27 protein-coding genes are annotated in these 23,836 nt (G+C 61.7%); 9 read left to right on the top strand and 18 right to left on the bottom strand.

What is annotated here, in order from left to right; genetic code table 11:
- Positions 1–46: 46 nt before the first annotated feature.
- Positions 47–895: a 3-methyl-2-oxobutanoate hydroxymethyltransferase gene (gene panB / locus CIW50_RS16840; RefSeq protein WP_149532361.1), complete on the bottom strand. Its 849-nt coding sequence runs from the start codon at positions 893–895 to the stop codon at positions 47–49.
- A 4-nt stretch (positions 896–899) separates the two neighbouring features.
- On the bottom strand, positions 900–1,484 hold the full coding sequence (locus CIW50_RS16835) for an NnrU family protein (RefSeq protein WP_149532360.1): 585 nt from the start codon (positions 1,482–1,484) through the stop codon (positions 900–902).
- Between the two features lie 149 nt (positions 1,485–1,633).
- On the opposite strand from CIW50_RS16835, the gene CIW50_RS16830 reads away from it, so the two are divergent.
- The gene (locus CIW50_RS16830) at positions 1,634–2,629 is read left to right on the top strand and encodes a Bug family tripartite tricarboxylate transporter substrate binding protein (protein ID WP_149532359.1); all 996 of its coding nucleotides are present in this window, start codon (positions 1,634–1,636) and stop codon (positions 2,627–2,629) included.
- Between the two features lie 74 nt (positions 2,630–2,703).
- On the opposite strand, the gene CIW50_RS16825 is transcribed toward CIW50_RS16830, so the two are convergent.
- Both CIW50_RS16825 and CIW50_RS16820 read right to left on the bottom strand, forming a co-directional pair.
- A complete protein-coding gene (locus CIW50_RS16825; protein ID WP_149532358.1) occupies positions 2,704–3,081 on the bottom strand; it encodes a hypothetical protein in 378 nt (125 codons plus the stop codon).
- A gap of 62 nt (positions 3,082–3,143) precedes the next feature.
- Entirely contained in the window at positions 3,144–3,749 is a 606-nt protein-coding gene (locus CIW50_RS16820) for a UCP034077 family protein (RefSeq protein ID WP_149532357.1), read from the bottom strand.
- A gap of 197 nt (positions 3,750–3,946) precedes the next feature.
- On the opposite strand from CIW50_RS16820, the gene CIW50_RS16815 reads away from it, so the two are divergent.
- Together CIW50_RS16815 and CIW50_RS16810 are read left to right on the top strand one after the other, a co-directional pair.
- Positions 3,947–4,612, top strand: coding sequence for a VOC family protein (locus tag CIW50_RS16815; RefSeq protein WP_149532356.1), 666 nt, complete (start codon positions 3,947–3,949; stop codon positions 4,610–4,612).
- A gap of 51 nt (positions 4,613–4,663) precedes the next feature.
- A complete protein-coding gene (locus tag CIW50_RS16810; RefSeq protein ID WP_149532355.1) occupies positions 4,664–5,119 on the top strand; it encodes an SRPBCC family protein in 456 nt (151 codons plus the stop codon).
- Between the two features lie 492 nt (positions 5,120–5,611).
- Here CIW50_RS16810 and CIW50_RS16805 read toward each other — a convergent pair whose 3' ends face one another.
- Both CIW50_RS16805 and CIW50_RS16800 read right to left on the bottom strand, forming a co-directional pair.
- Entirely contained in the window at positions 5,612–6,847 is a 1,236-nt protein-coding gene (locus tag CIW50_RS16805; protein WP_149532354.1) for a GGDEF domain-containing protein, read from the bottom strand.
- A gap of 317 nt (positions 6,848–7,164) precedes the next feature.
- On the bottom strand, positions 7,165–8,784 hold the full coding sequence (locus CIW50_RS16800; protein ID WP_149532517.1) for a peptide chain release factor 3: 1,620 nt from the start codon (positions 8,782–8,784) through the stop codon (positions 7,165–7,167).
- 183 nt (positions 8,785–8,967) lie between these two features.
- On the opposite strand from CIW50_RS16800, the gene sugE reads away from it, so the two are divergent.
- On the top strand, positions 8,968–9,282 hold the full coding sequence (gene sugE, locus CIW50_RS16795; RefSeq protein WP_149532353.1) for a quaternary ammonium compound efflux SMR transporter SugE: 315 nt from the start codon (positions 8,968–8,970) through the stop codon (positions 9,280–9,282).
- 6 nt (positions 9,283–9,288) lie between these two features.
- On the opposite strand, the gene CIW50_RS16790 is transcribed toward sugE, so the two are convergent.
- From CIW50_RS16790 to CIW50_RS16750, 9 genes are all read right to left on the bottom strand, one after another.
- Positions 9,289–10,305 carry an inorganic phosphate transporter gene (locus tag CIW50_RS16790; protein WP_149532352.1) on the bottom strand — a complete coding sequence of 339 codons (1,017 nt, stop codon included), beginning with the start codon at positions 10,303–10,305 and terminating at the stop codon, positions 9,289–9,291.
- A gap of 14 nt (positions 10,306–10,319) precedes the next feature.
- Complete coding sequence (locus tag CIW50_RS16785; protein ID WP_149532351.1) at positions 10,320–10,964, bottom strand: DUF47 domain-containing protein; 645 nt, start codon at positions 10,962–10,964, stop codon at positions 10,320–10,322.
- A 278-nt stretch (positions 10,965–11,242) separates the two neighbouring features.
- A complete protein-coding gene (locus CIW50_RS16780; RefSeq protein ID WP_149532350.1) occupies positions 11,243–11,917 on the bottom strand; it encodes a class I SAM-dependent methyltransferase in 675 nt (224 codons plus the stop codon).
- An 8-nt stretch (positions 11,918–11,925) separates the two neighbouring features.
- The gene (locus tag CIW50_RS16775; RefSeq protein WP_149532349.1) at positions 11,926–12,894 is read right to left on the bottom strand and encodes a branched-chain amino acid ABC transporter permease; all 969 of its coding nucleotides are present in this window, start codon (positions 12,892–12,894) and stop codon (positions 11,926–11,928) included.
- Between the two features lies 1 nt (position 12,895).
- A complete protein-coding gene (locus CIW50_RS16770; protein ID WP_149532348.1) occupies positions 12,896–13,771 on the bottom strand; it encodes a branched-chain amino acid ABC transporter permease in 876 nt (291 codons plus the stop codon).
- Between the two features lie 66 nt (positions 13,772–13,837).
- Positions 13,838–15,058, bottom strand: coding sequence for an ABC transporter substrate-binding protein (locus tag CIW50_RS16765; RefSeq protein ID WP_149532347.1), 1,221 nt, complete (start codon positions 15,056–15,058; stop codon positions 13,838–13,840).
- 43 nt (positions 15,059–15,101) lie between these two features.
- The gene (locus CIW50_RS16760; RefSeq protein ID WP_149532346.1) at positions 15,102–16,322 is read right to left on the bottom strand and encodes an ABC transporter substrate-binding protein; all 1,221 of its coding nucleotides are present in this window, start codon (positions 16,320–16,322) and stop codon (positions 15,102–15,104) included.
- Between the two features lie 71 nt (positions 16,323–16,393).
- On the bottom strand, positions 16,394–17,140 hold the full coding sequence (locus CIW50_RS16755; protein ID WP_149532345.1) for an ABC transporter ATP-binding protein: 747 nt from the start codon (positions 17,138–17,140) through the stop codon (positions 16,394–16,396).
- On the bottom strand, positions 17,140–17,889 hold the full coding sequence (locus CIW50_RS16750; RefSeq protein ID WP_149532344.1) for an ABC transporter ATP-binding protein: 750 nt from the start codon (positions 17,887–17,889) through the stop codon (positions 17,140–17,142). The genes CIW50_RS16755 and CIW50_RS16750 overlap by 1 nt, the downstream gene beginning before the upstream one ends.
- A gap of 404 nt (positions 17,890–18,293) precedes the next feature.
- On the opposite strand from CIW50_RS16750, the gene CIW50_RS16745 reads away from it, so the two are divergent.
- Positions 18,294–18,896, top strand: coding sequence for a PAS domain-containing protein (locus tag CIW50_RS16745; RefSeq protein WP_149532343.1), 603 nt, complete (start codon positions 18,294–18,296; stop codon positions 18,894–18,896).
- A gap of 3 nt (positions 18,897–18,899) precedes the next feature.
- Here CIW50_RS16745 and CIW50_RS16740 read toward each other — a convergent pair whose 3' ends face one another.
- Both CIW50_RS16740 and CIW50_RS16735 read right to left on the bottom strand, forming a co-directional pair.
- Positions 18,900–19,247 carry an ArsC family reductase gene (locus CIW50_RS16740; RefSeq protein ID WP_149532342.1) on the bottom strand — a complete coding sequence of 116 codons (348 nt, stop codon included), beginning with the start codon at positions 19,245–19,247 and terminating at the stop codon, positions 18,900–18,902.
- Positions 19,248–19,389: 142 nt separating this feature from the next.
- The gene (locus tag CIW50_RS16735; RefSeq protein ID WP_149532341.1) at positions 19,390–19,965 is read right to left on the bottom strand and encodes a DUF308 domain-containing protein; all 576 of its coding nucleotides are present in this window, start codon (positions 19,963–19,965) and stop codon (positions 19,390–19,392) included.
- Between the two features lie 180 nt (positions 19,966–20,145).
- Here CIW50_RS16735 and CIW50_RS16730 point away from each other — a divergent pair, with 180 nt between their 5' ends.
- From CIW50_RS16730 to CIW50_RS16725, 3 genes are all read left to right on the top strand, one after another.
- Positions 20,146–20,619 (top strand): MarR family winged helix-turn-helix transcriptional regulator, encoded by a 474-nt coding sequence (locus CIW50_RS16730; RefSeq protein ID WP_149532340.1) that lies wholly within the window; start codon positions 20,146–20,148, stop codon positions 20,617–20,619.
- Positions 20,620–20,691: 72 nt separating this feature from the next.
- On the top strand, positions 20,692–20,850 hold the full coding sequence (locus tag CIW50_RS29080) for a DUF5993 family protein (RefSeq protein WP_172980356.1): 159 nt from the start codon (positions 20,692–20,694) through the stop codon (positions 20,848–20,850).
- A 7-nt stretch (positions 20,851–20,857) separates the two neighbouring features.
- Positions 20,858–21,406, top strand: a complete 549-nt coding sequence (locus tag CIW50_RS16725) for a disulfide bond formation protein B (RefSeq protein ID WP_149532339.1) — start codon at positions 20,858–20,860, stop codon at positions 21,404–21,406.
- A 25-nt stretch (positions 21,407–21,431) separates the two neighbouring features.
- On the opposite strand, the gene CIW50_RS16720 is transcribed toward CIW50_RS16725, so the two are convergent.
- Positions 21,432–23,009 (bottom strand): ABC-F family ATP-binding cassette domain-containing protein, encoded by a 1,578-nt coding sequence (locus tag CIW50_RS16720; protein WP_149532338.1) that lies wholly within the window; start codon positions 23,007–23,009, stop codon positions 21,432–21,434.
- Positions 23,010–23,171: 162 nt separating this feature from the next.
- On the opposite strand from CIW50_RS16720, the gene CIW50_RS16715 reads away from it, so the two are divergent.
- Positions 23,172–23,834: an HD domain-containing protein gene (locus CIW50_RS16715; RefSeq protein WP_149532337.1), complete on the top strand. Its 663-nt coding sequence runs from the start codon at positions 23,172–23,174 to the stop codon at positions 23,832–23,834.
- Positions 23,835–23,836: the final 2 nt, after the last annotated feature.

The raw sequence follows: 23,836 nt of genomic DNA, 5'->3' as shown, positions 1-23,836 counted from the left end.
CAAAATTCCTGCGGATTTCCTGCGGCCGTCTTGCGTCAAACCTGTGTCAGCCCTTCGGCTTGCCGCCATAGACATGTTCCGGTCCCGGAAACGCGCGCGAGCGCACGTCGGTGGCATACCCCTCGATGGCCGCCTCAATCATGGGGCCGAGATTGCCGTAACGTTTCACAAATTTGGGCACACGTGCCGACAGGCCGAGCATGTCTTCGAGCACCAGCACCTGACCGTCACAGGCCGCGCTCGCGCCGATGCCGATGGTCGGGATTGAAATGGTCTCGGTGATCTTTCGCGCCAGCGGTTCGGCCACGGCTTCGATGACGACGGAGAACGCGCCGGCTTGCGCGACAGCGATCGCATCGTTCTGGATCGGACCCGGCACATTCTCACCGCGCGCAATGGCTTCGGCCTCTTCCTTGCCTTGCGAACGGAATGAGCCGAGCGCTGCGATCGACTGCGGCGTCAGACCGATATGCGCCATCACCGGAATACTGCGCTCGGTGAGAAACGCGATGGTCTCGGCCATGCGCGCGCCGCCTTCCAGCTTCACGGCGCCGCAATGGGTCTCTTTCAGGATGCGCGCGGCAGAGTGAAACGCCTGCTCTTTCGAGGCTTCATAGGAGCCGAACGGCATATCGACGACGACGAGTGACTGCTTGGAGCCGCGCATCACCGCGTGGCCCTGCAGGATCATCATCTCGAGCGTCACGGGGATTGTGGTCTCGAAGCCGTGCATCACATTGCCAAGCGAGTCGCCGACGAGGATGACGTCGCAATAGCGATCCACCAGTGAGGCCGTATGCGCATGATACGAGGTGAGCATCACGATCGGCTCGCCGTTCTTGCGCGCGAGAATATCCGGTGCGGTCTTGCGCTTGATGGCCGACTGAACTGACATGAACTTAAGCTCCGAACACGGGAACGCCGATCACCACCGGATGGAAGGCGAAACCCAAAGCGATATAGGCGACGATACCGACCGCAACAGCGATCACATCGTTGAGCGGACCGCCCACGGGGATCGGCGGACCGCCGGCGTCGACGCGATGCTTCATCGAGATGCGGTCGATCACCGCCCAGGCGAGGAACGACCCGAACAGGATGATCGAGCCGAGATCGCCATTGGCAAGCAGATGCGCCGCGGCCCACAATTTAACGCCGGCGAGCATCGGATGTTTCAGCGTGGTGTAGATACGGCCGCGGATATAGGACGCGGCGACCATGATCACCGCCGGGAGCATCAGAGCGACGGTGATGTGCTTCATCGCCAGCGGCGGCGTCCAGACATTGATCCAGCCTGTCGCGCGATATTGCGCGAACCCCCAGATGATCAGCGCAAGGCCGATGGCGGAGATCAGCGCAAAGCCGAGCTTGTAGATGCTCTCGCCCAGGCGCGCGATCAGCTCCGCGCGTGCCTCGCGCTTCGTAATGAACAGGTGAACGCCGAGAAACAGCACGAGGCCGAGGATCATCACGATCAGTCCCATGACGTTCAGTCCTCTCGCCCGGGCGGTAGCGTGCCGGATGGGTTGCCCGCCCTGAAATTCCCACTATGGTCCCGCCCGGTCAGCGGATTTTAGCCGCCTTCGGCGCCGGTCAGACGGTTCCGGGTATCACTTTTCAGGGGACGCACGCAATGCTGCGAAACGACACGACACCTGCCCGCTTTCGCCTTGCGTTCGCAGCGCTGCTGTTCGTTGCGCTGCCTTTCGCGGCGCACGCGCAAGCTCCCGTCTGGCCGCCCAAACTGGTGCGCATCATCGTGCCGTTCGGCGCAGGCGCGAGCCCGGACATCGTCGGCCGCGTGCTCGCCGACAGTCTGCAAACTCGGCATCCCGGCACCAATTTCGTCGTGGAGAATAAGCCCGGCGCCTCCGGCAATATCGGCACCGATGCCATCGCCAAATCCACGCCTGATGGTTCGACTATCGGCATCTCGCTCGGCGGCCCGCTCGCCATCAACACGCTGCTGTTTGCCAAGCTGCCCTACAATCCCGACACCGACATCGCGCCGATCACCTTGCTGACTCAGCTTCCCAGCGTGCTCGCAGTGCCGACCAGCCTTGGCGTCAACACCGTCGCAGAATTCCTCGCGAAAGCCAAAGCCGATCCGAAGGGCCTCGGTTACGGCTCCATCGGCGTCGGCACGCTGTCACAGCTCTGCATGGAGGCAATCGCGCAGAAGGCCGGCGCCAATATGGTGCACATCCCCTATCCGTCGTCGCCGGCCGCGACCACCGCGCTGATCCGCGGCGATGTGCAGGTCGCGTGCCTGCCCGCCATCGGCGTCACGCCACAGCTCGCCACAGGCGCTGTGAAGATCCTCGCCGTCACCACCGCGAAGCGTTCGCCGTTCCTGCCGGATGTGCCGACGCTGACCGAGAGCGGCATTGACGTGCAGTCCGACGCCTGGAATGCGCTGGTCGGCCCCGGTGGACTATCGAAAGATGTGGTGGCGACGATCAATGCCGAAGTCACTCAGACGCTTGCCGAGCCCGCCGTGATCGAGAAGTTGAAGTTGCAGCTCATCACGCCCTCGCCGACCACGCCGGATCAGCTTCGCAAGCGCATGGCCGACGAGAAGGCGCTATGGGCCGAGGTGATCAAGGCGGCGAAGATCAGGATCGATTGAGGCGCATCACACAATACGGCCGGCTCTCCTAACCTCTTCCAGCCGTTAGCGGGAGAGGTCACGACTGAGCAACGTCATACGAACCGGCAGTTTCGCGCGGTTTGCGCCATGCCGGACGACGACGAGGTTGGAATGCTGTAGCTTGCCTCGCTCGGCGTTTGGCCGCGTGCGGGGACGATCACCGTGCCGTGGTCCTTCACCGAGCCCTTGGCGTTGCTTACCGTGACGTCGATGCCGCAGGCGATCTTGCGGGCGCAGTTGTTCTCGAAATCCATCTTGAACGAATACTTGCCGTTGTCCTGCCAGAACCCGACATACTTGTCGCCGACGCAGGCCTTGGCTTCCTCGGTCCAGTTGTCGGCTTCGGGCCAAAGCAGCAACGCGCTGCCGCCGGTGAGCGCGCCGACGGCGCAAACAATCGTCGCAATCAACACGAACCTGCGTCCAAACATCGCCGCCTCCGGAGTGGTTTCCCCTTCGTCGCAGCGACAGACGCAGCGGTTCACGCCACACCCTACTTCCCGGACTGCTTCTCCAGCTCCCGGTTATCGACATAGCGGATCATGATCGGCCGCCCGGCGACCGCGCCACCGAGACCCTTGGTGAGTTTCAGCGGCAAACAGCTATGGAGCGAGGCGTTGATGGCCTTAAGATAGGTGTCGCGCGTGTCCTGCGGCGCATCCTTGGTGGCAAAGGTCACCCGCGGCGGCGCGATGAGCGTGCCGGCCGTGTTGAACGAAAACATCACCGACATCTGCATGCCCGCACGCGCACTCTCCACCGCGGGCGGCGACCAGCACGACCGCAAGGTGGCGAGCAGATCGCCGAGCGTATCGAGATCATGATCCGGCCTGCGGTAGCGGTCCTGCTGATCATCAGGCGGCACGCTCAGCACTGTGACCTGCAGGTTCTGGCCGATCGGATAATCGATCTCCGGAATGCACGGCCCGTGATCGAACACGCTGCAGGTGGATGGCGTGCAAGGTTCGCCATCCAGCACGCTGCACGGCGCGTGCGAAAACGGCACAGCGTCCCCGGCCCGCAGCCGCCGCGCCTCCGCCTGGCCGGCGAATACCGTTACTACGCCGGCGATCAACAGTAACGTGAGGTTCCGTGTCATTCGGACAGCTTTGCAAATGCGCCCTCACCTGAAATGATACAGGCGTGTGGCGTCATCAAGATCGGGATGGATCACAACCGCACGAGCAGACCAACAAGCGGGACGCCAGCCAAACGACCAATTACAGACATTGTTGCGCCAGCGCCCAGCCCGGCACCACACGTCGTGTCATCACACCCCAACCTCAGGAGACCGACATGAGCAGTCCCCAGGTGCATCGTGATACTTCCGTCGCCATGAAGCTCGAAATCGTCGTCATTCCCGTGTCGAATGTCGACACGGCCAAGAGTTTTTACGCAAACCTGGGCTGGAGACTCGATGCCGACTTCGTGGTCGGCGACGACTATCGCGTGATCCAGTTCACGCCGCCGGGTTCGGATTGCTCGGTCATCTTCGGCAAGAACGTCACTGCCGCAACGCCCGGTTCGGCGCAGGGCCTGTATCTGATCGTCTCCGACATCGAGGCCGCTCGTGCGGACCTGCTCGGCCGCGGCGTCAAGGTGAGCGACGCCTTCCACGCCGGAGATGCCAATGTCGGGCCGGACGAGCCTTACTTGTTCGGACGGCTTCGGGTGAAAGGTCCTGATCCCGCGCGCGCCAGCTATCGCTCCTTCGCGTCATTCAGCGACCCGGACGGCAACGGCTGGCTATTTCAGGAGATCACCGCGCGATTGCCCGGACGTGTCGATGCCAGTGCCACGACGTTCAACTCTTCCGCTGACCTCGCAGCCGCCTTGCGGCGAGCTGCGATCGCGCATGGAGAGCACGAAAAGCGCAATGGCGGCCAGCATGACGAGAACTGGCCGGACTGGTATGCCGACTATATCGTGCGCGAACAGACCGGCGAGTCGTTGCCGACATAGCGGCCGCATCGCCCGGCATATGGAATACGTACACGATCAGGGAAATGCCGGATGAACACGACCATATCGACCCACCCGTTTGAGCGCAGCCATTCCATCGTGATCGCGGCTGCGCCCGAAGCCGTGTTCGATTACGTCACCAATCCGAAGTCATGGCCGCAATGGCTGCCCTCCTCGCACGAGATCGACTGCGAGGACCGTCCGATGCGCTTCGGCGACACGTTTCACGAGCACTGGTCGACGCGCTCGGGCCCGGTCGCGCTGGACTGGCTGGTGATCACCTGTGAACGCCCGCGTCTGTGGATCGGCCTGACGCATATGAGCGTCACCGGCCCCATCGTCGTGCAATATGTCTGTGATGTCGTCGATGGCGGGACGAAATTCACGCGGACTGTGCGCAACCCAGCGCGGCCGAAGGCGCCGACGCCGGAGGTGGTTCAGCGGATCGACGAGGAAGCGGAGCTGGGGTTGGCGAATATCAAGCGGAATGTAGAATCTCGTGCCTAAGGCTGTGCCCTTCAGGCTGTACAAACTTCATATCCACTTCACGACTTAACTATACAGGAGCAACCGCCGTTTCTCCGCTGCCTTGACTGACAATAGTTGCGGACACGCTTCGCGCGCAGGAATCTTTCTTTAAGAATTCAGCGATACGGTCTTCTCAAGCGGTTCATGTATTGCGTACCGCTAGCAGGTCAAGATCCGCCGGAGCGACCCGGCGGATCGTCCTGCCTCTGTCGTGAGACAGCTGCGTCGGCCTACGAAAGGCCGAGGTCCAACGCGCAGTCCTCCCTGTGCCCGGAGTTCGATTACACCAATCCGAAATCACGGCCGCAATGGCTGCCCTCCTCGCACGACATCGACCGCGAGGTTCAGCGGATGGATGAGGAAGCGGTGCTGGGACTGGGGAATATCAAAAGGGAGGTGGAGAGGCGCGATAACCGTAGAACGGAAAGCGCAGTCCAAGCCGTCAATACACATCGCGAACCGACCTCGACGTCAGAGGCGGACGCCGTCCTGGCCCTGCAGCTGCGGGAGTGCGTATCCGGATCCGACGGAAGGCGCGTCGGCAGAGACGCTCGATAACGCATGGGAAATCGTGCGGTTGCGACCGGTCCGCTTCGCTTCGTAAAGTCGCTCGTCGACCCGCTTGTACAGGCTCGGCCAGCTATCTCCCGGTTGCAACGTCCCCACGCCGAAGCTCGCAGTGACCTGCCTCGCTCCGCCGAGGACGGCAAAGCTGTTCTGCTCGATTGCGCCCCTCAACCGTTCGGCATAATCAACCGTTTCCTGTTCGTTCGTATCCGGAAGGAACACCGCAAATTCCTCGCCGCCCAATCGCCCGACAATGTCACGTTTGCGCGACGCGCTACGCAGCATGCGCCCCACCTCTTCGAGGACACCGTCCCCGACGTCATGACCGAGCGTATCGTTGATGCTCTTGAAGTGGTCGATGTCGCACAAAGCGAGCGCAGCATGGCCTGGTCCGTGTTTGCGCAGATAGGCAGATACCCGTTCATGAAAGCCGCGCCGATTCAGGATACCGGTCAACAGATCGAGATCGCGTTCGCGACGCAGATCATCAATCATGTCGGACACTGCCGCAGCGAGGATGGCCAGCGCCAGACCGGCGCCAAGTACGGCGAGCGACAGTTGGAGCGCCTGCCAGAACATCGAATTGGCGAAAGCGGTTTTGTCGACCGGCAAGGTAAATCCGACCGTGAGCAGGGTTCGCGGAAAGAAATGCAACCCAAACAGCAACAGCACCCAGAACAGAGCCCTGTCGACAGTCCGCCCCCGCGCCAAAGGGGTGAGCCGCCACGCTGTGATCAACATCAGGAGGCCATAGCCGAAATTCTGGATGTACACCCGGGCGACGAGACGACGGTCGATATAAAAGAAATAGGCGAGCAGAAGGACGAAGCCGGCCAGGATCGCCATGTCGAGGACCGGACCGAGCGGCTTGCCCGAACGCAGCAGAATGCCCTCCACGGCGGCGATCACTGCTGCGGTGTAGAGCGCGCCCGACACGATGGCATTGGGCCCCGCGCCGGGCGGCCAGCCCAAAATCTGCGACATCGCGCCCAAGGCAAACAGGAGGCACGCGCCAGCCAACAAGAACAGGTAGTTGCGCTTCTTCTCGATGAGCCACGCGCAAACAAAGGCAATCCCGAAGACAACGAGTATGCCGGGCGCGATCAGTTGGAGCGTAGTCTTGACGACGACCCCGTCCATCTCACTCAAACTTTCCAACAGGCCAAGCCGTCGTGGCGCGACCGCCTCAACACCGCGTGCCTCGTAGCCAGAAAACGCTATCAAATTTGATCAGAAATGCCTCAAATTCGAATAGATTCACCGGAACCAGGATCCCCGCCCCCTGGATGATTGAATAGCTTGCGTGATCCCGCCGGCTTCAAGAAAGCGTCAACGCCGCCACATCGGGACATAGCGCGGCACCGAGAGCATCGCAGATCGTAGGGCGGGATTAACCGAAGGCATAATCCGCCAATCAGCGACGGCGGAATACGCTGCGCTATTCCGCCGTACTTACCTCACCCCTGCTTCTTCACGTCCTTGATATCAGAGAACACGATGCCTTCGGCGCGTTCCTTGGTGTAGTTCAGATAGAAGTCGTTCTTCGCCAGGAACACCGGATCGCCATCGACGTCATCCGCGACGCCGGAATTGTTGTTGGACATGAAGGTCTCGAGCTTCTTCTTGTCGTCCGACGAAATCCAGCGCGCCAGCGAGAATTCCGAGACTTCGAAACTCACGGGCAACTGATACTCGGCATCGAGCCGAGCCTTAAGCACATCGAGCTGCAGCGGGCCAACGACGCCGACCAGCGCAGGCGCGCCGTCGCGCGGTCGGAACACCTGGACGACGCCCTCTTCCGACATCTGCTGCAGAGCCTCTTTCAGCTTCTTCGCCTTCATCGCATCGCCGAGGCGGACGCGGCGGACGATTTCCGGCGCAAAGGACGGCACGCCGATAAAAGTGATGTCCTCGCCGTCGGTCAGCGTGTCGCCGATCCGCAGCGTGCCGTGATTGGGAATGCCGACCACATCGCCGGCATAGGCTTCATCCGCAATCGCACGATCTTGCGCGAAGAAGAACTGCGGCGACGACAGCGACATGTTCTTGCCGGTGCGCACCAGCTTTGCCTTCATGCCCCTTGTCAGCTTGCCGGAGCACAGCCGCGCGAACGCAATGCGGTCGCGGTGGTTGGGATCCATGTTCGCCTGGATCTTGAACACGAAAGCCGACATGCCGGGTTCATCGGCCTCGACCTTGCGGACATTGCTCTCTTGCGCGCGCGGCGGCGGCGCGAAGCGCCCGAGGCCTTCGAGTAGATCGCCGACGCCGAAATTGCGCAGCGCGCTGCCGAAATAGACCGGCGTCATATGGCCTTCGCGGAACGACTGCAGGTCGAACCGCTTGGAGGCTTCCTTCACCAGTTCGAGTTCGTCGGCGATTTCAGAGGCATCGAGATTGGCGTTGCGACCGGCAAGATCGGCGATCTTGATCTTCTCGGCCGCTCCCGTTTTCGCGCCGCCGCCTTCGAGCAGGCGGATGCCGCCGGTCTCGATATCGTAGGTGCCCATGAAATCGCGGCCGCGGCCGACAGGCCAGTTGATCGGCGTGGTGTCGAGCGCCAGCGTTTTCTCGATCTCGTCCAAGAGATCGAACACGTCGCGGCTCTCGCGGTCCATCTTGTTGACGAAGGTAATGATCGGGATGTCGCGCAGGCGACAGACCTCGATCAGCTTCAGCGTACGCGCCTCGATGCCCTTGGCGGCGTCGATCACCATCACGGCCGAGTCGACCGCGGTCAGCGTACGATAGGTGTCTTCCGAGAAGTCCTCGTGGCCCGGCGTGTCCAGGAGGTTGAAGACGTGGCCCTGGAATTCGAAGGTCATCACCGAGGTGACCACCGAGATGCCGCGGTCGCGCTCGATCTTCATCCAGTCCGAACGGGTGTTGCGGCGCTCGCCCTTGGCCTTCACCTGCCCGGCCAGATTGATGGCGCCGCCGAACAGCAGCAGCTTTTCGGTCAGCGTGGTCTTGCCGGCGTCAGGATGCGAGATGATCGCGAAAGTGCGACGGCGGGCGACCTCAGTGGCAAGCGGGGAACGCGCGGCTGAGTCGGCGGAAAGGGCGATATCGGACATAAGCGTGCCTGTGGCAGGGAAAACGGGCGCAATCAAGGGATTTTGAGCGGGAAACTGGCCGAAGTGGCGACCATCGGCCGCGTTGCGATCCGGCTGCATCGCTCCCATATAACTCCTGCGAGGACGACCTCCAAATCATCATCATCCGCAGGGACGGCCCTGCCTGTTTACAGGGGTCATCCCATGGCTTGGCTATTGTTGCTAATCGCGGGTCTGCTCGAAATCGGCTGGGCCGTCGGGCTCAAATATACCGAAGGCTTCACCCGCCTCATCCCCTCCGTTCTCACCCTGCTCAGCATGACCGCGTCAGTCGGCATGCTCGCCCTGGCCCTCAAGGAACTGCCGATGGGAACCGCCTATGCGGTGTGGACCGGCATCGGCGCGGTTGGCACGGCCGTGCTGGGCATGTACCTGTTCGGCGACCCGGCCACCGTTGCGCGGATCGCCTGTATCGGGTTGATCGTGGCGGGCATTGCCGGACTGAAGCTGGTGTCGTGACAAGCCTCAGATAAAGCTGAGATGCAGCAGCTTCACGATCCACCAGGTCGCGGCGGCAACGATCGCCGCGGCCGGAATCGTGATCACCCAGGCATAGACGATCGAACTCGCCACATTCCAGCGCACCGCTGACATACGCCGCGCGGCACCGACGCCTACGATGGCGCCGGTGATGGTGTGCGTGGTCGACACCGGCACACCCAGGAACGTCGCGGCGAACAACGTCGCCGCCCCGCCGGTCTCGGCGCAGAAGCCCTGCATCGGCGTCAGCTTGGTGATGCGCAGGCCCATGGTGCGAACGATACGCCACCCCCCCATCAGCGTGCCCAGCGCCATCGCCGCCTGGCACGACAGCACGACCCAGAACGGCACCGAGAACTCCGTGCCGAGATAGCCCTGCGAATAAAGCAGCACCGCGATGATGCCCATGGTCTTCTGCGCGTCATTGCCGCCATGGCCGAGCGAATAAAGCGACGCCGAGACGAACTGCAAAATGCGGAAGGCACGGTCCACAGCAAACGGCGTCGAGCGCACCGAGGCCCATGACACGATGGCCACCAGCACCAGCGCCAGCAGGAAACCGACCACCGGTGACAGCACGATGGCCAGCAGTGCCTTGGTCAGCCCACCCCACACCGCAGCCGATAGGCCCGCCTTGGCGAGCCCTGCCCCCAGCAAACCGCCGATCAGCGCATGCGAGGAACTGGAGGGAATGCCGAGCGCCCAGGTGATCACGTTCCAGACGATGGCGCCCATCAAGGCTGCAAAGATCACCGGCGCGTCGATGATGTGAGGCTCGATGATCCCGGTGCCGATGGTGTTGGCGACATGCAGGCCGAACACCAGGAAGGCGATGAAGTTGAAGAACGCGGCCCACAGCACCGCATATTGCGGCCGCAGCACGCGCGTCGAGACGATCGTCGCGATCGAATTGGCGGCGTCGTGCAGCCCGTTGAGAAAATCGAACAGCAATGCGATGGCGATGAGGCCGATCAGCACCGGAAAGGCAAGCGTGGCGTCCACCTGATGGCCCTGCTCTATACTTGTTCGATGACGATGCTGTTGATCTCGTTCGCGACGTCGTCGAAGCGATCGGCCACCTTTTCAAGGTGCTTGTAGATCTCGGCGCCGACCACGAAATCCATCGTGTTGGCGTCGCGATGCTTAAGAAAGAGCTCCTTGAGTCCGATGTCGTGCAGGTCGTCGACGCGGCCCTCGAGCTTGCCGACTTCCTCGGTGATCGCGGTGAGCAGACCGACATTGTCGCCGATGGCGCTCATCAGCGGCACGGCGCGACCGACAAGGTTGGCGCACTCCACCAGCAGGATTCCAATTTCGCGCATCGGCGGCTCGAACTGACGCACCTCGAACAGCATCACGGCTTTTGCCGTCTGCTGCATCTGGTCGATGGAATCGTCCATCGCGGTGATCAGGTTCTTGATGTCGACGCGGTCGAACGGCGTGATGAAGGTGCGGCGAACGGCGGTCAGCACCTCGCGGGTGATGGCGTCGGCGTCGTTCTCGAACTGGTTGACGCGCTGGCAGTAAACGGGCGTCTCGTCGCCGCCTTCCAGCATTCCGGCCAGCGCTTCCGCGCCCTGCACCACAGTCACCGAGTGACGGGCGAACAGGTCGAAAAACCTCTCCTCCCGCGGCAGAAAGGACCGGAACCAGCGCAGCATCATCTCATCCAACTGTCAGGAAAACGCAGCGACTGGACCACCAACCGGCGGACCATAGTCCTGCGGGGCCGCCACAACGTGGCCCTATGTCACAGGGCTGTCATAAAGCATTTCCGGTCAAGGCGGGCAATCGCGCACCTTTTAGACCCGGTCATCCACCGCTTTATGACAGCCTGCTTTTCCTGAGGCAGTGCCTGGATTTACAGTGAGCGCTTGAAGTAATGCGCGATTTCACCATTCGCGCTGCGGAGAAAGGTCGAGCGCAACTCTCTCGACGGCTACGCCCTGTAGGCGACCCAGCCCCGGAACGTGAACCCGGCATAAAACAGGGCGACGTCAGTAAAGCCCGCGTCGCGCAACAGGGCCTCGTCCTGTTCCGGCGACAAAAGCGGCAACCGTTCACCTATCGCCGAGATTGCATTCGCCGCATTGGCGGCCGGCACGCCCGACGCCGCCGCAAAAGCAGCGTAACGGGACAGCCATCTGGCCTTCTCTCCGTCGTGCTGGGGAAAGCTGTGATGGGCGACGACGAAGGGAGCGCCTGGCTTGAGCCGCCGATACACCTCTGCCAGCGTGCATCGACGCTCATCCTCCGGGATGAAATGCAAAGTCAGAATGCACGTCGCCGCATCGAACGGCCCCTCTGGCGCGCCATCGATATAGCCTTCATGGAGATCGACGCGCGGAGAGAGCGGACCGAGCGTGCGCCTCGCCAATCCCAGCATCTCGGCCGACGGATCGACGCCGCAAAAGCGCCATCCGGGCTGTGTCTCGGCGAATGCCTTCAGCTCCAGCCCGCCGCCAGCACCGAGCACAAGCACGCGGGCATCATTCGGTGCCAGTTCCGCGAGAAGGATACCCGCCATCTGCAGCAGACCGAGAAAGCCCGGCACCTGCCGCACCGGACCCTCGGCATAGCGTGCCACCGCCTCCGGATCGGAGAAGTAGGACAACGCCGACCTTACAGCGAGCGCTTGAAGTAATGCGCGATTTCGCCAATGACGCCGCGGCGGAAGGTCAGCACGCAGACCACGAAGATCACGCCCTGGATCACCGTCACCCACTGGCCGAAACCGGCGAGATACTGCTGCATGGCGATGATCACGAAGGCGCCGACCACCGGCCCGAACAGCGTGCCGAGGCCGCCGACCAGCGTGATCAGCACGATTTCACCGGACATGGTCCAGTGCACGTCGGTGAGCGAGGCGTTCTGCGCCACGAACACCTTCAGCGCGCCAGCAAAGCCCGCCAGCGTGCCGGACAGGATATAGGCCAAGAGCTTGTACTGGTCGGTCTTGTAGCCCAGCGACACCGCGCGCGGCTCGTTCTCACGGATCGCCTTCAGCACCTCGCCGAACGGCGAGTTGATGGCACGGTAGATGATCAGGAAGCCCAACAGGAAGCCGGCCAGGATCACGTAATACAGCGTGATCGGCTTCGACAGGTTGAACAGGCCGAACAGGATGCCCTGCGGAATGCCCTGGATGCCGTCTTCACCGTGGGTGAACGGCGTCTGCAGATAGACGAAGAACAGCAGCTGCGACAGCGCCAGCGTGATCATGGCGAAGTAGATGCCCTGACGACGAATGGCGATGAGACCGGTGATGACCGACAGCGCTGCGGCCGCCACGACGCCAACGATAATGCCGAGCTCGGGCGTCAGGCCCCAGACCTTCAGCGCATGCGCCGTACAGTAACCGGCGGTGCCGAGGAACATCGCGTGGCCGAACGACAGCAGGCCGCCGTAACCGATCAGGAGATTGAAGGCGCAGGCGAGCAGCGCAAAGCACAATGCCTGCATCACGAAGAACGGGTAGACGCCGGTAAGCGGCACGACCAGCAACAGCGCGGTCATGATCGCGAAGGCGACCATCTCGTCCTTGACGGTGCGGCGGGGTGACGGAACGGCGTTTTCAGTGATCGTTGTCATATCAGGCAGCCCGTCCCGTCAGTCCGGAAGGTTTCACAAGGAGCACCAGCACCATCAGCACGAAGACGACGGTGTTGGAGGCCTCGGGGTAAAAATACTTGGTCAGACCCTCGATGATGCCGAGGGCGAAACCGGTGATGATCGAGCCCATGATCGAGCCCATGCCGCCGATCACGACGACCGCGAAGACGACGATGATCAGGTCAGCGCCCATCAGCGGGCGAACCTGGTTGATCGGCGCCGACAGCACGCCGGCAAGTGCCGCCAGACCGACACCGAGACCATAGGTCAGCGTAATCATCAGCGGCACGTTGATGCCGAAGGCGCGTACCAGCGTCGGATTTTCGGTGGCGGCGCGCAGGTAAGCGCCGAGTCGCGTGCGCTCGATCAGGAACCAGGTCGCGATACAGACGATGAGCGAGAAGATGACTACCCAGCCGCGATAGATCGGCAGGAACATGAAGCCGAGATTCATGCCGCCCTTCAGCGCATCAGGAATGGCGTAAGGCAGGCCCGACGAGCCAAAATAGTTCTGGAATACACCCTGGATGATCAGCGCCAGACCGAAGGTCAGCAGCAGGCCGTAGAGATGGTCGAGATTGGCGATCCATTTCAGCATGGTGCGTTCCATCACCATGCCGAACAGACCGACCGCCAGCGGCGCCAGGATCAGCGCCGGCCAGTACCCGATGCCCGCGATGTTCAGGAGGAAGTAAGCCGCGAAGGCCCCCATCATATAGACGGCGCCATGGGCAAAATTGATAATGTTCAGCATGCCGAAGATCACGGCAAGGCCGAGACTTAACAGCGCATAGAACGAGCCGTTGATGAGTCCGACCAGCAATTGCGCAGACAGGGCCTGTAGATTGATCGACATGTTGTTCTCAACTCTTATCGCAGGACAGTATTGGCCCGGCAGCGTGACGCCGCCGGGCCAACGATCTTATTTCTTCAGGAGCGCGCAGGTGCTCTTTTCGATCGGCGTAAACGCCTGATCGGCCGGCACGGTACCAGCAAGCTTGTAGAAATCCCAAGGCGCCTTCGATTCCGACGGCTTCTTCACCTCGAACAGATAGCCCGGGTGAATCTTGCGGCCATTGGCTTCGATCTTGCCCTGCCCGAACAGCGGATCGTCGGTCGGCAATTCCTTCATCTTGGCGACGACCTTGGCGCCATCATGCGGATTGCTGCCGAGCGCTTCCAGCGCCTTGAAGTAGTGGATCAGGCCGGCATACACGCCCGCCTGCACCATCGACGGCGGAGCGCCATTCTTCATGCGCGCCGCGAATTTCTTGGAGAATTCGCGGGTCTTGTCGTTCAGGTCCCAATAGAAGGTCTCGGTGAAGCTGAGGCCCTGCGCGGTTTCGAGACCGATCGCCTTGACGTCCGTGATGAACAGCAGGAGCGCCGCGAGTTTCTGACCGCCCTTGGCGATGCCGAATTCAGCCGCCTGCTTGATCGAGTTGGTGGTGTCCCCGCCGGCATTGGCCAGACCGATGACCTTGGCTTTCGACGACTGCGCCTGCAGCAGGAAGGACGAGAAGTCGGCGGTGTTGAGCGGATGCTTGACGCCGCCAACTACCTTGCCGCCATTGGCCTTGATGACTTCGGTCGTGTCACGCTCGAGTGCGGCACCGAAGGCATAGTCGGCCGTGAGGAAGAACCAGCTGTCGCCGCCGGCCTTCACCATCGCCTGCCCGGTCGAATGCGCGAGCATGTAGGTGTCATAGGTCCAGTGCACGGTGTTCGGCGAACACTGCGCGTTGGTGAGATCCGACGTTGCAGCGCCCGAATTGATGTAGACGCCGTTCTTCTCTTTGACGACGTTGTTCACCGCCAGCGCCACGCCGGAATTCGGCACATCGACGATGGTGTCGACCTTGTCGACGTCGAACCACTGCCGGGCGATGTTGGAGCCGATATCCGGCTTGTTCTGGTGATCGCCGGAAATGATGTCGATCTTCCACCCTTTGGCCATCAGACCGGAATCTTCGGCCGCCATTTGAGCGGCGAGCGTCGAGCCCGGCCCACCCAGATCGGCGTAGAGGCCGGACTGATCGCTGAGCGAGCCGATTTTGACGGTCTTATCCTGTGCCATGGCGATACCTGCCATGGCCAGCGAAAGCGCCGTACCGAGAAGTGCAGTAGAGATCGTATTTCTCATGACTTCCTCACAATGGACACTATTAAAAGGCGCGAAGGTTCACTTACTTCTTCAGGAGCGGACAGCTGCTCTTGTCGAGAGGCGTAAAGGCCTGGTCAGCGGGAATGGTCGCCACCAGCTTGTAGTAATCCCAAGGTCCCTTCGACTCCTCGGGCTTCTTGACCTCGAACAGATAGGCCGGGTGCAGCTTGCGGCCGTTCGGCTGGATCGTGCCTTTGCCGAAGATGATGTCATCGGTCGGGGTCGCTTTCATCTTGTCGACGATCTTCAACCCGTCATGGGAGTTGCCGCCCATGGCATCGAGGGTCTTGAAGTAGTGGATCAGCGACGAATACACGCCAGCCTGCACCGTGGTCGGCATGGCCTTGTTCTTCATGCGCTCCTGGAAGCGCTTGGAGAACGACCGCGTACCGTCATTGAGATCCCAGTAGAAGGTCTCGGTAAAGCTCAGTCCTTGCGCAACCGGCAGACCCAGGGCATGGACGTCCGAAATGAACATCAGCAGGCCAGCGAGTTTCTGGCCACCCTTGATGATGCCGAATTCCGAGGCCTGCTTGATCGAGTTGATGGTGTCACCGCCGGCATTCGCCAGACCGATCACCTTCGCCTTCGAAGTCTGCGCCTGCAGCAGGAACGACGAGAAGTCGGCGGTGTTCAGCGGCGGGCGCACGCTGCCGAGCACCTTGCCGCCCATGGCGGTCACCGCGTTGGTGGTGTCGCGCTCGAGCGCGGTGCCGAAAGCATAGTCCGCGGTCAGGAAGAACCAGGTATCGCCGCCTGATTTGACCATGGCCGAGCCGGTGCCGTTGGCCAATTGATAGGTGTCATAGGCCCAGTGGATGGTGTTGGGCGAGCACTGCGCATTGGAGAGATCGGATGTGCCGGAGCCGGAATTCAAATAGACGCCGTTCTTTTCCTTGACGACGTTGTTGACGGCGAGACCGACGGAGGACGTCGGCACATCGACGATCACGTCGACCTTGTCGCGGTCGAACCACTGGCGCGCGATGTTGACGCCGATATCCGGCTTGTTCTGGTGGTCACCGACCACGACGTCGATCTTCCAGCCCTTGGCGGCAAGGCCGGAATCCTCGACGGCCATCTGAGCGGCCAGCGTCGAGCCGACACCGGTGACGTCGGCATAGAGGCCGGACTGATCGTTCAGTACGCCGATCTTGGCGGTCTTGTCCTGGGCGAACGCAAGCGAGCTTGCGCTCATCATCAGCGCTAAACCCAGCAGCGACGTCGAAACGGCCTTCTTCATTCTGTGCTTCCCTACCCGTATTGATGGTTGTGTCTATCGTCGGACCGTTGGCTCGGTCCGTTATTCGATATTTAGACGCCGAGATACGTATGCAGCTTGTCCATATTCGCCGACAGCTCCGAATTGGCGAAGCCATCGATGATCTTGCCGTGCTCGACGATGTAGTAGCGATCCGCCACCGTGGCGGCGAAACGGAAGTTCTGTTCGACCAGCAAAATGGTGAAACCTTCCGACTTCAGCCGCGCGATGGTGTGACCGATCTGCTGGATGATGACTGGCGCCAGACCCTCGGTCGGCTCGTCCAGCATCAGGAAGCGCGCGCCGGTGCGCAGGATACGACCGATCGCCAACATCTGCTGCTCACCGCCGGAGAGTTTTGTCCCCTGGCTGTTGAGACGCTCTTTCAGGTTTGGAAACAGCTCGAAGATCTGATCCAGCGACAACCCGCCCGGCCGGATCGTCGGCGGCAGCATCAGGTTCTCTTTCACGTCGAGGCTGGAAAAGATGCCACGTTCTTCCGGGCAGAATGCGATGCCCTGCTTCGCGATCTTGTCTGACGAGGTCTTGATGATCTCGTTGCCTTCGAACTTTATCGAGCCGGTGCGCTTGCCGATGATGCCCATGATGGACTTCAGCGTCGTGGTCTTGCCGGCGCCGTTGCGACCGAGCAGCGTGACGACCTCTCCCGGCTTCACGTTGAAATTGATGCCGTGGAGAATGTGCGACTCACCGTACCAGGCTTCGAGATTCTCGATGCTGAGAATTGGATTGCCGGTCGCTGCGGTCTTTGCCGGTTCGGCCATTTTAACGTCAGCCATTAGCCGGCTCCCAGATAGGCTTCCTTGACACGCTCGTCCTTGGTGAGGTCGGCATAGCTGCCTTCCGCAAGAACCTTTCCGCGAGTCAGAACGGTAATGATGTCCGACAGGTTCGACACAACACTGAGGTTATGTTCGACCATCAGGATCGTGTACTTCGCCGAGATGCGCTTGATGAGTGCTGCGATCTTGTCGATGTCCTCATGACCCATGCCGGCCATCGGTTCGTCGAGCAGCATCATCTCCGGATCGAGCGCCAGCGTGGTGGCGATCTCCAATGCCCGCTTGCGGCCATAGGGCATTTCCACCGCGGGCGTATTGGCGAATTCGCTGAGGCCGACGTCGTCGAGCAGCTCGGCGGCGCGATGATTGTACTGATCCAGCACGCTCTTGGATCGCCAGAAGTCGAACGACGATCCATGCTGACGCTGCAGTGCAACACGGACATTCTCCAGCGCCGTCAGATGCGGAAACACCGCCGAGATCTGGAACGAACGCACGAGGCCAAGACGCGCCACGTCGGCAGGCGCCGTCGCGGTGATGTCCTTGCCTTTGTAGAAAATCTGTCCGGCGGACGGCTGCATGAACTTGGTCAGCAGATTGAAACACGTCGTCTTCCCGGCACCGTTAGGGCCGATCAGAGCGTGAATGGTACCGCGGCGAACTTTGAGACTGACATCGCGGACAGCGAAAAAGCCCGCAAATTCCTTGGTCAGTCCGTTGGTTTCGAGAATGAACTCATCGGTCAAGCAAATTTCCCCCATCGACCTTCCCGGCGCGTGTCTCCGCCAGTGGCCAATTTTTTGCGCAGCCACATTTCAGGGAAAACTGAAAGTCATCCCCGCGCGGCCACATCGAGTGGCGCGAATATGCCGTCAACGCGGCGGCGAACGCAAGGTGCAATGCGGCACAATTGCGTGGACCGCCTGTCACACCAACTTCGCCCTTAGTCGTAGGCAGTTAGGCTCTCGCACATGCAGAAAGCAAAGCCTGGATGCGATCGCTCTATCGTGCAGAACGCGCCACCTGTTTGCGCCGCAAACGGCCCCGAAAATCGCTCGTTAATTGTATTGCGAGGTGATTTCCCGCATTCACTGATTATTTGCTCGGTGCACGCATACTGCCGGCAATCGATGTCAGGGGGATCGTTGCCGTGGACTTCCAGAGCGCCGACGCGTCCGTGGTGAAGTCCGTTCGGCAGCGCGATCTGCTGAATTGCTGGCTGCGGCTCTATGCGCCGCAACAGGCCCTGCCCGATATCGCAGACTATCACCCGGAGCGGATAGACGAGGAACGTCCTGATCTCGTCGACTACATCGTTGATCACAGCACGGCCCCCCCGCGGCTCATCATCGACAGCAACGGCACCCGCATGGCGAGCGCCTATGGCACCACCGGCAAGGGCCGCTACCTCGACGACTATCTCGGCCCGATCCTCGGCCCTGTCGTGCTGCCGGCCTATCATGAATGCATCGCACGCAAACTGCCGACTTACACCGTCTCGATGATCGACGACGTCAACGGCCGCGTTGTTGCCTACGAGCGGATGCTGATGCCGTTCTCATCAGGCGACGGCGTCACCCACATCATCGCGTCGCTCAAGACCATCAGCGAGGACGGCGGCTTCGAAATTAGAAATCTGATGCGCGGCCATCGCAGCGCGCCGGTGCCGAAACTTCGCGCTGTGCTCGATCGCAACCTGTCCTATCGTGCGCCGAACCGCATCGCAGCCGGCGACGTCGTCGAGATCGACTGAACTTTACTTCACATCCTTCGCGTAAATCTCGGGCTTGAATCCGACCACGAGCTTGCCGCCGAGATCCAGCACCGGGCGCTTGATCATCGATGGCTGTTCGAGCATCAGCTCGATCGCCTTGCTCTCGTTCAGACCTTCCTTGGCAGCGTCATCGAGCTTGCGGAACGTAGTGCCGGCGCGATTGAGCAGTGTCTCCCACCCAACCTCCTTGGCCCAGCGCTGCAACCGGGCCTTGTCTATGCCTTCGGCCTTATAGTCGTGAAAGCTGTAGCCGACGCTGTGGCTGTCGAGCCATGCGCGGGCCTTCTTCATCGTATCGCAATTCTTGATGCCGTAGATGGTGATCGCCATGAGATCTTCGCCGTGCCTGCCTGGAGTGATCGTTGTTCCAATCTGACTAGCAGATCAAACGGCTTCGCCTGACAGCAAACTGGGTATCATCCACAGAGGCGGCTGGTGATGCCGAGCGGGCATCACTGGCATGCCTGCGAGATCAGGCCGCGCGTCTGCGGTTCGCGAATATCAGCCACAGCGCGGACACCAGAAAATAGAACGCGCCGAAGCCGGCATAGGGTGCGATGTCCACAATCGTCGGCACCGTGGCGCCGCCCGCCTGCTTGATAAAAAACAGGCCGGCCGCGGTCGACTGCGCGCCGCTCAGGATCATCGCCCATTGCGCGCCAAATGCGCGCCAGCGCCGCACGCCCGTCACGAGTTGTGCGAGACCCGCCAGCGCAGCCCAAATGCCGAAAACTGCCAGCACGGCATTCATGCCGGTGCGCAAGGCGAAGGCCACCGCCAGCGCCGCAACGACGCTCACGCCCACATTCAGCGCCTGCGAGGGATTGGCCAGCAGCCCGCCACTCCCGTTGGCATCGAACCAGTTCGCCAGCGCATCCCAGGCGGGATAGCTGACCAGCAGGATGGCGGCCGCTCCCGCGGATGACACGCCGACAGTGGCGGCAGCTGCCACCCAGGCCGCCGCGACGATGCCGCGAATGAGGTAATAGCGGGCGAGACCGCCCGTATCCAAAGCCTGCAGGCTGGCGGTTCCCTGTGGGGCGGCCATGCTGGTCTCCATCAGATCTGTGACCGGGCGCCCCTCACCGGGATGGCGGGAACGCTTTGGCCATATTACATATTACGATAATTAATATCGCGATAATCTTCTTGACGCGAGCAGGATGCCTTGTCCAGTTTTATTTATCGCGATATACATTATTGTGATATTGACGTGAGGAGAATTGCCATGGTGCCCGCCGACATTCCGCTGGATCACCAGCTCTGTTTTTCGCTCTACAGCGCCAGCATGGCCATCGGCCGGGCCTACAAGCCGCTGCTCGACGCGCTCGAGATCACCTACCCGCAATATCTCGTGCTGAGCACATTGTGGGAGGGCGGTGCACAGAGCGTCGGCGGCATCGCCGACCGGCTGGCACTGGAATCGAGCACAGTCACGCCGCTGGTGAAGCGGCTCGAACAGGCCGGCTTCGTTGCGCGCAAGCGCAATCCGGACGATGAGCGGCAGGTCGTTGTCAGCCTCACTGCCAAAGGCATGGTTCTGCGCGAAAAATCCCGCTGCCTTGGCGAGACGTTGTTCGCCGCGGCCGGCATGACGCCGGAACGGTTGATCGCCCTGAACAGCGAGGTCCATGCCTTTCGCGATGCCGTGGCCAACTACACCGGCAAGACAGGCGCGACCGCGACAGAGACCGTCGACTGACGAAGATGACACGCGACATGTCGTCTGCGAATCTGACGTAAGGTACCGAACGCAGTCAGCGCCGGAGCCACCATGGAATTCACCGCCCTCTTTCTGGCGATCGTCGTCGCGATGCTGGTCGCATGGTATGGCAGCCGCACGCTCGCACTGTCGCTGTTTGCCGCAGTGTTGATCGGCTGCGTCGCGACCTTCCTGCACCACGCCACTGACGCGCTCAAGCTGTCGTTCTGAGACCATCATGACCTCGCAACGCGCCATCGCCCTCAACGTCCTCGCACTCTACGCCCTCGCGGCGCTGCTCGCGGCCGCTTTTGCCGCGCAGTTCATCCTGGGCGAACTGCCCTGCCCGCTATGTCTGCTGCAGCGGATCATGTTCGCGCTGCTCGCTATCGGTCCGATCCTCAACATCCGCTTCGGCCCGCGTCCCAGCCACTATGCGCTGTCGCTGCTCGCGGCCGTGGTCGGCGCCGCCGTCTCGACGCGGCAGGTGCTGCTGCACATCACGCCCGGCGATCCCGGCTTCGGCACTGCGCTGTTCGGCTATCACTATTACACCTGGGCACTGATCGGCTTCATCGCGGCCATCGTTCTGTTATCGCTGGTGCTGCTGCTCGACGAGCAATTCGAGAAGGATCCCGCTGCTTACTCCGCGCCCGACGTGATCGCGCATGTTGCCGTCTGGCTCGTGATCGGCCTGACGGTCGCGAACGTCGCCTCGACCTTGCTCGAATGCGGCTTCAAGGCCTGTGCGGATGATCCCGTGGTGTATGAGCTGCTGAAGCGATAGCCACGCGACACCGAAACGCCATCAGCTATAATTCCAGTCGCCGTGTGATCCCGACATTCTCCAGAAACGTCTCGTCGTGGCTGACGATCACGAGCGCACCGTCATAGGCCCGCAGGCCCGCTTCCACAGCCTCGATGGAATCGACGTCGAGATGATTAGTCGGCTCGTCGAGGATCAGAAGCTGCGGCCGCGACGGGCCGCCCATCACGCAGGCGAGACCGGTGCGCAGCATCTGCCCTCCGCTCAGTATGCCGACCATCTGCAGCGCGGCATCGGCACGAAACATGAAACGCGCCAGCGCCGCGCGGCAGGCATTCTCGTCAGCCAGCGGATGGAGCCGCCGGAAATTATCGCGGATCGTCTGCGACGGGTCGAGCAAACTGACCTGCTGGTCGAGCATGGCGAAGTCGACCAACACTCGCACGACGCCGCTGATGGGCTCGAATGCGCCGGTGATGAGGCCCAGCAGCGTCGTCTTGCCGGAGCCGTTCGAACCGGTTACCGCAATCCGTTCCGGCCCGTTAATCGCGAACGACAGATTGCGGATGATCGGCGCATCTGCCGCATAGCCGAAACTGACATCATTAAGCTGCAAGACCGCCCTGTGCGCCGGAAGTCCGGTTGATGGAACGGCGACCGAGAGTGGCTGCAGAATTTCGATGCGCTCGCGCGCGGCGGCCAGCGCGTCCTGCGCCTGAGCCTGCCGGCGCTCGGCAAGCCGCGCATGCGCGCCGCCCGTGTCTTCGCTGCGATCCTTCAGGCCGCCGAGCGCGATCCGTGGCAAATCGCCTTTGGCGCCCTTCTTTTGTCCTGCCTGATCCCGACGCGCCTGACGCTCCGCCGTCGCTTGCGCCTGCCGCGCAAGTGCGTCCATGCGCTTCTCTGCATCGACGAGTTGATACTCTGCAGCCGCAAGCTCGCGCGTCTTACGTTTACGATAATGCGTCCAGTTGCCGCCATAGCGCGTGGCACCGAGTGAAGTCAGCTCGACGATGGCATCCATCGTGTCGAGCAATTCGCGATCATGGCTGACGACAATGGCACTCTCGCGCCAGCCCGCCAGCAGATCGATGACCGCGCGTCGGCCGTCGCGGTCAAGATTGTTGGTCGGTTCATCCAGCAGCAGGAGATCCGGCGAGGCGAAGACCAGCGCCGCCAGTGCGGCGCGTGTCCGTTGGCCGCCGGAGAGCGCTGACAGCGGCGCGTCATGGCGCACATCCAGCCTAACCCGCCCAAGAGATCGGGCCATCCGCGTTTCAATATCCCAGTCCGCCAGCTCAAGCTCTTCGGCCGTGGCCGTACCGGCTTCGGCACGAGCGAGCAGTTCGAGCGCATCAGTGACGCCAAACAGGTCGGCCACCGTCTCACCAGGATAAAGCTGCAGCGCTTGCCGCAGCACCGCCAGCCGGCCGTGGACGCTCACGCCGCCCCGATGAGGCACGAGATCGCCGGATATCAGTTTAAGAAGCGTGGATTTTCCGATGCCGTTACGGCCCACAAGCCCGGCGCGCTCGGCGCCAAAACCGAGATTCAGGTTCGCAAAAAGCGAGCGGCCGTCAGGCGTCGCGAAGGACAGATCGGATACAGTGATATGCACAGGCATGGACGAAATTCTCCCGGAAAACAAAGCGAAGCGGCGTTGTCACCTGGGCGAAATCCATCGAAGCACACATCCTGTTGAAATGACGATGGCGGCTGACTAATCGCGAACTGCGGCGCGCTTGTGGCGTTGGCAAAATCGTCCGGTCCCTCTAACAACGACGCCATGACTGAGATCACCGGTATCGCCACAGCCTTCGCTCCGTTCGAAACGCTTGCCTCTTCGCTTCTGCATCACGTCAAGACCGATGACGGATCGCATGACGTCGCGCATCTGGCACGTGTCTGGTCCAATGTCCGCGCCATTCAGAAAATCGAAGGCGGCGATGCCGAGATTCTCGCGGCAGCGACGCTGCTGCGCGACTGCGTTGCCGTTGAGAAGAGCTCGCCGCTCCGAGCCAGTGCCTCGCGCCTCGCCGCCGAACATGCCGTGATCCTGCTGGCGCCGCTGGGCTGGACGACCGAGCAGCTGGATCGCGTTGCCCATGCCATCACAGCCCACAGTTTTTCGGCGAAAATCACGCCGGAAACGATCGAAGCGCGGATCTTGCAGGATGCCGACCGGCTGGATGCCATCGGCGCGATCGGCATCGCACGCTGTTTCTACACCGCCGGGCGGATGCAGTCCTTTCTGTACGATCCCGAAGACCCCGCCGCCCGGCATCGTCCCCTCGACGACCGCAATTATGCAATCGACCATCTGCCGGCGAAACTGCTGACGCTCGCGGACGGCTTCAACACTGTCACCGGCCGACGCATGGCGCAGCAACGCCACGCGCGGACCGAGGCTTTCCTCACCGCCTTCATGAGCGAGGTCGGCGCGTCCTGATA

This window comes from Tardiphaga sp. P9-11 (assembly GCF_008329525.1).
Taxonomy (GTDB): domain Bacteria; phylum Pseudomonadota; class Alphaproteobacteria; order Rhizobiales; family Xanthobacteraceae; genus Tardiphaga.
Note: the sequence above shows the minus strand (reverse complement) of the source record. Positions and strands in the feature narration are given on the sequence as shown.